Source organism: Corallococcus llansteffanensis (assembly GCF_003612055.1).
GTDB classification, from domain to species: Bacteria; Myxococcota; Myxococcia; order Myxococcales; family Myxococcaceae; genus Corallococcus; species Corallococcus llansteffanensis.
Genome location: NZ_RAWB01000447.1, coordinates 1 through 8,263 on the forward strand (window position 1 = coordinate 1; position 8,263 = coordinate 8,263).

An 8,263-nucleotide genomic window follows, 5' to 3' on the forward strand; every position below is an offset into this window, starting at 1 on the left:
GAGGACACAGAGGCCGAGGGGGAGGGTGACGAGGGCGCGGTGCATGGGGCGCGGATATTCTCCCAACCGACGACCGGGTGGGACGGTGTTTGCTTCCCCTGGGATGACTCTCTAACCTTCGGAACGACATGAGCCTTCGCCGCTTCGCCGTCCTTTCGCTGGTCGCCGCCCTGGCGATTCCGTCCGGGGTCTTTGCCCAGGACGACGATGATCTCCTCGCGCCCGTGGACGAAAAGCCCGCGAAGTCCAAGGCGAAGTCCAAGCCGGCGAAGCCGAAGACGACGACGACGAAGCGCAAGCCCGTGCCCAAGAAGGAGCGGCTGGGCACGCGCAAGGGCAAGCCGGGCAAGACGCCCGCGGTCGCCCCCGAGCCCGAGAAGTCCCTCCTGGCCTTCAAGCTGGGCAGCAACGCGCGCGGCGCGAAGGTCACCGTGGACGACCAGGAGGTGAACCCGCAGACGCCGCTGGAGCTGGCGCCGGGCGAGCACACGGTCGTGGCCCGCAGGCTGGGCTACTCGGACTTCACCCAGCGCGTCATGGTGGCGCCGGGCGAGACGACGGACGTGACGGTGTCGCTGGAGGCGGCGACGGGGTTCGCCACCGTGACGTCGGACGTGCCGCGCGTCACGGTGCTGGTGGACGGAGTGCGCGTGGGCGTCACGCCCATCGACAACATGCCCATCAAGCCCGGGCAGCACGAAATCGAGTTCCGGGCCCCGGGGCTCAAGGACGTGAAGAACATCATCGTGCGCGCCGGCCAGCTCTACGTCGTCGAGGGCCGCCTGCGCCCCGCGGCAGTGGCCTCGGCGGAGTCGGATGTGCCGCGCACGCCGGTGCTGGAGCCGAAGGCCTCCCCCACGGAGCTGGTGGAGTCGCCGGGCCTGGCGCTGGGCACGGAGCAGCCGCCGGAGGTGAAGGAGAGCACCAGCAAGGCGTGGTACCAGCGCTGGTACGTCTGGGCGGGCGTGGGCGTGGTGGCCGCGGCGGGCGTGGGCGCCTACGCCGTGACCCAGGGCCCGGCGAAGCTCGACGCGAACAAGGACGTCTGCGGCGGGCAGTGCGACGCCGTCATTGGCGCGGGCCTGCGCACGGGGACTCCCGCGGGCGCCCTGCGCTTCTGACGCCCGGCTTGCCTGAGGTGAGGACGCGCGGGGCCGCCTACTGGCCCCGCAGGTCGTCCTCGCCGCGGCCCGCGCCCGGCTCCAGCCGCAGGAACAGCTCCGTCACCCGGCCCACGCCCCAGAAGTCCAGCGCGGTGGCGCGGAGGCGGAACGGCTCCGACTCCGGCAGCAGGCTGGTGATGTCCACCTCGTTGGGCTCGAAGGTGAAGGCGCGCCGGCCCAGGTTGTCCACCTGCTCGTTGCCGATGAAGACGCTGTCGGTGAAGCCCACCGCGGCGCGGCGCGACACCTTCCCCTTCGCGTCCAGCACCTCCAGCAGCAGGAAGTTGTCCACGGCGAAGCCCTGGGTGCACGCCTCGTCGCCGCAGAGGCGGGCCTGCGCGCCGTCCAGTCGAAGTGGCTGCGTCTCCGCGGTGGCGACGATGCGGGGCGTGCGCTCGCCCTCGCGCGTGTCCACCTCCACGTCCTCGCGCCGCTTCTCCAGGCGCGCCGTCTCCCGCTCGGGAGTGTTGGACAGCAGGCGGACCGAGCGGGGCTGGGGCGGCGCCGCGACGGTGGGCGGCGGCGCCTGCCGGGCGGCACAGGCGGACAGGAGGCTGACGGCGGCGGTGAGGGTCAACGTTCGCGGACGGAGCACCCGGAGGCTTGTAGCGAGCGGCCCTGGAGCGGGTCAATTAGCATGCCCCCCATGCGGACCCTCCCCGGATGGTGGCTGCTGTGCGTGCTCGTCGCAGTCCCTGCCGCCGCGGCCCCTCCCCCTGCGCCCGGCCCGTCACCGAGCCTGTCTCCAGAGGTCCAGCTCTGCCTCCAACACCTGAAGCCCTCGGAGCGGGAGAAAGCCGCGCGGGCGCTGGGGCCGCTGGATTCCCTGCCGCGCTACCGCGTGCAGCTGGAGGTGGAGCCGAAGGAGCGGCGCGTCCAGGGCAAGGTGCAGGTGGAGCTGGTGGCGAAGGGCCCTCAGCCTCTCACGGAGCTGTACCTGCGGCTGACGCCCAATGCCCGCTCGCGGCAGGTGACGCTCTCCGGCGCGAAGCTCAACGGGAAGGCCGTGGCGCTGGAGCCGGGGCCGGAGCCCACGTTGCAGCGCGTGGCGGTGGAGCCACCGGTGCCCCCGGGCGGCGCGGTGTCGCTGGAGGTCGCGGTGAAGGGCACGGTGCCCCGGGCGGCGCCGGGCGCGGAGTCGTTGATGGGCGGTGCGGGCAGCCTTCTGGGAGGTGGCGGCGCGAAGGGCGGCGCGGAGGACCACGGGGCCTTCTCCGCCACGGCGGACGTGGTGAGCCTGGTGGGCGTGGTGCCCCAGGTGCCGCCCCTGGATGACCGGGGCCAGCCGTGGGACGGCCCGCAGGGGATGGGGGACCTGGCGCTGTACGAGCCCGCGCACGTGCTGGCCACGCTCACCGTGCCCACGGGCTGGGCGGCGCACGCCACCGGGACGCCGCTGGGCGAGGTGCCCGAGCGCGATGGCCGCGTGCGCTACAGCTTCGCGGCCGCGGCGGTGCGCGACTTCCCGGTGCTGGTGACGCGTGGCTACCAGGTGGCCACCGCCACGGTGAACGGCGTCACGGTGGAGAGCCACTTCGCGCCCCAGGACGCGGCAGCCGGCAAGCGCGTGCTGAAGTACGCGTCGCAGGCGCTGGCGGAGTTCGAGAAGCGCCTGGGCCCGCTGCCCTACACCCACTTCCGCGTGGTGCAGGCGCCGCTGAGCGGGGGCGCGGGCGGCATGGAGTTCCCCGGGCTCGTCACGGTGGCGACGTCGCTCTACCGCGCCGGGGCGGATCCGGTGCAGGTGCTCGCGGGCATGCCCGGCATGGAGGCGCTGCAGGAGTTCCTGGGCGCGCAGGGCGCGGGGATGCTGGCGCAGGTGGGCGCGTCGCTGGAGCGCACGCTGGAGTTCACCGTGGCGCACGAGGTGGCGCACCAGTACTTCGCGGGGCTCGTGGGCTCGGACCCCATCCATGATCCGGTGGTGGACGAGTCCCTGGCCCAGTACGCCGCGCTCCTCTACATGGAGTTCACCCACGGCGTGGAGACGGCCGCGGCGCTGAAGCAGGAGGCCTTCGTGATGCCCTACCAGTTCTTCCGCATGTCGGGAGGGCAGGACGGGAGAGCGGACCGGCCCGTGGGCGACTTCACGGGCGGCGCGCTGGAGTACGGCGCGCTCGTGTACGGCAAGGCGCCGCTGCTGCACCACGCGTCGCGCCGGCTCATCGGGGACGAGGCCTTCTTCAAGGCCCTGCGCGCGTACGTGGACACGTACCGCTTCAAGTGGGCGTGCAGGACGTGCTTCACGCAGGAGCTGGTGAAGGCGAGCCCGACGCACGCGAAGGCGCTGGGGAAGCTGCGCACGCGCTGGTGGGAGGAGACCCACGGCGACGAGGACCTGGGCGCCGGGGACCTGCAGGGGCTGATGGGCGCCATGGGCGGCGGCCTGGGCGACGTGAAGCTGGACGCCCAGACGCAGCAGCTCCTGGAGGAACTCCTGCCCCAGCTCATGGGACAGTGACGGCCCTGGGGCCCGCGGTCAGTCGAACAGGGCCTGCACGAACTCGCGCGGCTCGAAGCGGCGCAGGTCGGCGATCTTCTCGCCCACGCCCACCCAGACCACCGGCAGCTTCAGCTCGTCGCAGATGCCGATGATGACGCCGCCCTTGGCGGTGCCGTCCAGCTTGGTGAGCGCGATGGCGGAGACGCCCACGGCCTCGTGGAACTGCTTGGCCTGCATGATGGCGTTCTGCCCGTTGGTGGCGTCCAGCACGAGCAGCACCTCGTGGGGTGCGCCGGGCAGCGCCTTGTCCATCACGCGCTTGACCTTCTTGAGCTCCTCCATGAGGGGCGCCTTGGTGTGCAGCCGGCCCGCGGTGTCCGCGATGATGACGCTGGCGCCTTCCGCCTGGGCCTTCTTCACCGCCTCGAAGACGACCGCGCCCGGGTCGCCGCCGTCGGTGCCCTTCACGAGCTGCGCGCCGGCGCGCTCGGCCCACACGTCGAGCTGTTCGGTGGCGGCGGCGCGGAAGGTGTCGCCCGCGGCGAGCACCACCTTCTTGCCCTGGCCGGTGAGCTGCGCGGCCAGCTTGCCGATGGTCGTCGTCTTCCCGGCGCCGTTGACGCCCACCACCATCACCACGTGCGGCGGGCCACCGCCCTCCAGCGAGCGGGGCACCGGCAGGTCCACCATCCGCGCGACCTCCTCGCGGATGACGCCCTTGATGCGCTCCGGGTCGCTCAGCTCCTTGCGCTTCAACTTCTCGCGCGCCACCTCCACCAGGTGGTTGGCGGTCTTCACTCCGATGTCGGCGGTGAAGAGGATCTCCTCCAGCTCCGCGAGCACGGACTCGTCCACCGCGCGCTGCTGGCCGAACAGGCCGTTGAGCTTCGCCATGAAGCCCTGGCTCTTCGTGCGGTCCAGGCCCTGCGCGAGCGTCCGGCCCCCTTCGGCCTCCACCTTGGCGCGCGCGGCGGCGGCCTCGGCCTGACGGGCGGCCTCCGCCCGGGCCTCCTCCTGGGCGCGCGCTTCGTCGCGCAGGCGCACGGCCTCGGCCTGCTCCCGCTTGCGGCGCTCGCGCGTCTCGTCGTCGACGGCCTTCTTGGCGCGGTACTCGACGCGCTTGGCCTCCTCCTCGCGGTCCTTGAGGGCGCGGACCTCCGACTCCAGGTGGGCGCGTTCGGCGGCGTCCTTCGTGGCGCGGGCGGTGAGCGAGGCCTGCTCACGCTGGCGGCGCAAGTCCTCGGTGCGGGCGTGGGCGTCCTCCGCCTCCCGGCGCAGGGCCAGCTCCGTGTCGGAGGGCGGCAGCTCCACGCGCAGCTCGGGGCGCTCGGCGGGAAGCTGCGGCGCCTCCGTCGGGACCTTGCGGGGGGCACCTGCGCGAGCAGTGCGTCGAGGGCGTTCGGGGTCTTCATCGCCGCTCCGCATACACCAACACGCAGTTGGATGCAGCGCCCGTGGCCGGCTAGAACGGCCCTCCGCCATGCGCCTTCCACCCCTGAACGTCCTGCTGTCCGCCACCGTCCTGCTGGGCACGTCCAGCGCCTGCATCGTGGAAGCGCCCGGAGGCGCGAGCCCCGAGGAGCGCCGCGCGGCCACCGTCACCCAGGTGCCCCCGCTGTCCATCCGCAGCGGCGCCAACCTGGGCGGGAAGGTGGAGGTGGTGGGGGCGTCGGTGCAGCCGGGCCGCATCCCCACGGGGGACCAGGCGCGCGTCACCGTCTTCTTCAAGGTGCTCCAGCCGCTGGAGGAGGACTACCTCGTCTTCGTCCACCTGGAGGACGCGGACGGTCGCATGGAGCGGCTCAACGTGGACCACAAGCCTGCGGGCGGGCTGTACCCCACGACGCAGTGGAAGGTGGGGGAGACGGTGAAGGACGAGTTCATCATCGCCCTGCCGCAGGGGGCCACGCCGCGCGCGGTGAACGTGTGGATGGGGTTGTGGGAGCCGCGCAACGACGTGCGGCTTCCCCTCACCAACCCGCAGGCGGTGCGCAACGACGGCAAGGGGCGCCTGCTGCTGGCGCAGGTCCCCGTGGGCGGATGACAGGGAAAAAAACCGGAGCGGCCCTGTAAGCCGGGTTCTGTCCCCACCCCTTTCGGGATGGGCGATGAACATTCATCTAGGGCCCTGGTTGCCCAGGGACCTCATCAGCGAGCAACCCGAACGCGTAGGACGGGCCATCCCTGTCCCCTTGCGGGGACGCGTTCCTATTGGCTCTTGCTCCAGGTGGGGTTTACCGAGCCGTCCGAGTCACCCCGGACGCGGTGCGCTCTTACCGCACCGTTTCACCCTTACCCGCCCCCTTGCGAGGACAGGCGGTCTGTTTTCTGTGGCACTTTCCTGCGAGTCGCCTCGACTGGCCGTTAGCCAGCACCCTGCCCTGTGGAGCCCGGACTTTCCTCCCGCCATCCATGCCTGCGATGGCCGGCGTTCACCCGGACCGCTCCGGCACTCAAGGGGATACAACACGCGTCCTCGCGGGTCCACTGTCGGCAAGGCAGGAAGTTCAGGGAGCGCTCGCGAGGCCAGGAGCCCTTCGCATGACCCGTCTTCTCTTCCGCTCAAGTGCCATCTTCATCCCGTGGGTCCTGAGCTGTGGTGCCGTGGGCAGCAAGGTGGTCGTGCCCGATGCGCCGACACCCGGGCACGAGGGTCCCTCCCGGGGAACGGTGTGGCTGCCTGCCGGGCGCTTTGAAATGGGGTCTCCGGCGGGGGAGTCCGGGCGTGACGTGGACGAGGGGCCTCGGACTGAGCTGGCGTTCGAGCGGTTCGAGATGGACGTCACGCCCGTCACCACCCAGGCGTTCGCGGCGCGTCAGGAGCAGGTGCGTGCGAGGGACCCTCAAGCTCGCTGGTGGACCGACGCGCAGACGCCCGGGATGTGGCTGGGCAGGTGCAACCTGTCATCTCCGCGCGTGGATCATCCGGTGAACTGCGTGGACTGGCGTGCGGCGCGCGCGTACTGCGAGCTGGTCGGTGGCGCGCTGCCCACCGAAGCGGAGTGGGAGTACGCCGCGCGAGCCTCGACCACCACGGCCTACTGGTGGGGGGCGTCATTCGACGCGGAACACGTGGTGGGCTCGGTGGCGTGTGCCACGCGGGGCTGCGGTGGGGGCACGGCCCCGGTCGTCCAGGCAGGAGCGCGATGCAATGCCTGGGGCCTCTGCGACATGGCGGGGAACGTGTGGCAGTGGACCGCGACCGCGTATCAGGAACACCTGGGGGCGGAGGGGGCGGCCGCGCCCTCCGAGGTTCCGGCGAAGCCCGTGCATCGCGGAGGCTCCTGGCTCAACCACGTACCGTCCCTGTTCCGGTCCGCCCATCGCGGGCTGTCGTATCCCCAGAACGGTCTGACCGGAGTCGGCTTCCGCTGCGTGCGCAGGCCCTGACCTCGCGCCGCCCGCCGACGCCCCCGTGTCGCGGACGCGCTCGCGCGCAATGAGTCGTGGAGGAGTGGCAACGTGAAGTTCGATGCGCTCGACGAGAAGATGCGCGTCTTCGAGACCGCGCATGACCTGTGCGTGCTGCCCGGGGTCCACATCGTGGCGCGCCTCGATGGTCGCGGCTTCACGCGGCTGACGAAGGAGGTCCACCGGTTCGAGAGCCCCTTCGACGTCCGCGTCCGGGACCTGATGGTCTCGACGACCGGGCACCTGATGGACCGCGGCTTCCGGGTGCTCTACGGCTACACCCAGAGCGATGAGATATCCCTGCTGTTCCATCCGGAGGAGGACGCGTTCGGCAGGAAGACGCGGAAGCTCAACTCCCTCCTCGCGGGCGAGGCCAGCGCGAAGTTCTCCCTCCTTCTGGGCGACCTGGCCGCGTTCGACTGCCGCATCTGCGAATTGCCGAGCGCGGAGCACGTGCGCGACTACTTCCGCTGGCGCAGCGAGGACGCGCACCGCAATGCGCTGAACTCGCACTGCTACTGGAGCCTGCGCCGCGAGGGTCAGGACGTGGAAGCGGCCACGAGCGCGTTGCGGCGCCTGTCGGCGGCGCAGAAGAAGGACCTCCTCCTCCAGCGGGGCGTGGAGTTCCACGAACTGCCGGCCTGGCAGAGGCGGGGGACGGGGCTCTCCTGGGAGATGTACGCGAAGGACGCCGCCGACCCGAGGACGGGCCAGGCCGTGGCCGCGCAGCGCCGTCGCATCAAGGTCGACTTCGAGTTGCCGGTGCAGGACGCGTACGGCGCCTTCATCCAGTCGTTCCTGGACGCTCCAGAAGGGGCGCGGTAGCGCGGGCTACATCCGCTCGTCGATGGCGCGGTTGCTCATCTCATCCGCCTCGGCGTTCTGCGCGCGCGGCACGTGGGCGAGCTTCACCTTGCCGAAGGTCGCGAGCAGCTTCTTCGCCTCCAGGAACAAGGGCTTCAGCGTGGGGCTCTTCACCTGGTAGCGCCCGTCCAACTGCCGGATGAGCAGCTCGCTGTCGGCGTACACCTCCACCTCGCGCGCGCCCAGGCTGCGCGCGTGCTGGAGGCCCAGCAGCAGCCCCATGTACTCGGCGTAGTTGTTCGTCTGCGTGCCCAGGAACCGGCCCAGGCGCGCCACCACCGCGCCCTCCGCGTCCATCAGCACCGCGCCCGCGCCGGCCGGCCCCGGGTTGCCCCGCGCCGCTCCGTCTGAATAGACGCGCACGCGGCTCAGCGCTCCGCCC

8 protein-coding genes and 1 other RNA gene are annotated in these 8,263 nt (G+C 71.6%); 5 read left to right on the forward strand and 4 right to left on the reverse strand.

Going from position 1 to position 8,263, the window contains the following annotated elements:
• Positions 1-128: 128 nt before the first annotated feature.
• A complete protein-coding gene (locus tag D7V93_RS31395) occupies positions 129-1,121 on the forward strand; it encodes a PEGA domain-containing protein (protein WP_120646889.1) in 993 nt (330 codons plus the stop codon).
• 37 nt (positions 1,122-1,158) lie between these two features.
• On the opposite strand, the gene D7V93_RS31400 is transcribed toward D7V93_RS31395, so the two are convergent.
• Complete coding sequence (locus D7V93_RS31400; RefSeq protein WP_167509520.1) at positions 1,159-1,758, reverse strand: hypothetical protein; 600 nt, start codon at positions 1,756-1,758, stop codon at positions 1,159-1,161.
• A gap of 51 nt (positions 1,759-1,809) precedes the next feature.
• Here D7V93_RS31400 and D7V93_RS31405 point away from each other — a divergent pair, with 51 nt between their 5' ends.
• On the forward strand, positions 1,810-3,624 hold the full coding sequence (locus tag D7V93_RS31405; protein WP_120646891.1) for a M1 family aminopeptidase: 1,815 nt from the start codon (positions 1,810-1,812) through the stop codon (positions 3,622-3,624).
• Between the two features lie 18 nt (positions 3,625-3,642).
• Here the strand turns inward: D7V93_RS31405 and ftsY are convergent, their stop codons facing one another.
• Positions 3,643-4,917, reverse strand: a complete 1,275-nt coding sequence (ftsY, locus tag D7V93_RS31410) for a signal recognition particle-docking protein FtsY (RefSeq protein WP_244237631.1) — start codon at positions 4,915-4,917, stop codon at positions 3,643-3,645.
• Positions 4,918-5,086: 169 nt separating this feature from the next.
• Between ftsY and D7V93_RS31415 the strand changes: the two genes are divergently transcribed.
• Entirely contained in the window at positions 5,087-5,650 is a 564-nt protein-coding gene (locus tag D7V93_RS31415; protein ID WP_120646893.1) for a hypothetical protein, read from the forward strand.
• A 10-nt stretch (positions 5,651-5,660) separates the two neighbouring features.
• On the opposite strand, the gene rnpB is transcribed toward D7V93_RS31415, so the two are convergent.
• An RNA gene (rnpB, locus tag D7V93_RS31420) (RNase P RNA component class A) lies at positions 5,661-6,054 on the reverse strand.
• Positions 6,055-6,147: 93 nt separating this feature from the next.
• Between rnpB and D7V93_RS31425 the strand changes: the two genes are divergently transcribed.
• Entirely contained in the window at positions 6,148-6,996 is an 849-nt protein-coding gene (locus D7V93_RS31425; protein ID WP_120646894.1) for a formylglycine-generating enzyme family protein, read from the forward strand.
• A 72-nt stretch (positions 6,997-7,068) separates the two neighbouring features.
• On the forward strand, positions 7,069-7,842 hold the full coding sequence (locus D7V93_RS31430; protein WP_120646895.1) for a tRNA(His) guanylyltransferase Thg1 family protein: 774 nt from the start codon (positions 7,069-7,071) through the stop codon (positions 7,840-7,842).
• 6 nt (positions 7,843-7,848) lie between these two features.
• Here D7V93_RS31430 and D7V93_RS31435 read toward each other — a convergent pair.
• On the reverse strand, positions 7,849-8,263 hold a 415-nt coding region (locus D7V93_RS31435), incomplete at its 5' end, for a ribonuclease HI family protein (protein WP_244237632.1).

Coding starts and splice junctions, on each gene's coding strand:
- D7V93_RS31425 (WP_120646894.1), top strand. CDS start 6,148: ATGACCCGTCTTCTCTTCCGCTCAAGTGCCATCTTCATCCCGTGGGTC.
- D7V93_RS31405 (WP_120646891.1), top strand. CDS start 1,810: ATGCGGACCCTCCCCGGATGGTGGCTGCTGTGCGTGCTCGTCGCAGTC.
- D7V93_RS31415 (WP_120646893.1), top strand. CDS start 5,087: ATGCGCCTTCCACCCCTGAACGTCCTGCTGTCCGCCACCGTCCTGCTG.
- D7V93_RS31395 (WP_120646889.1), top strand. CDS start 129: ATGAGCCTTCGCCGCTTCGCCGTCCTTTCGCTGGTCGCCGCCCTGGCG.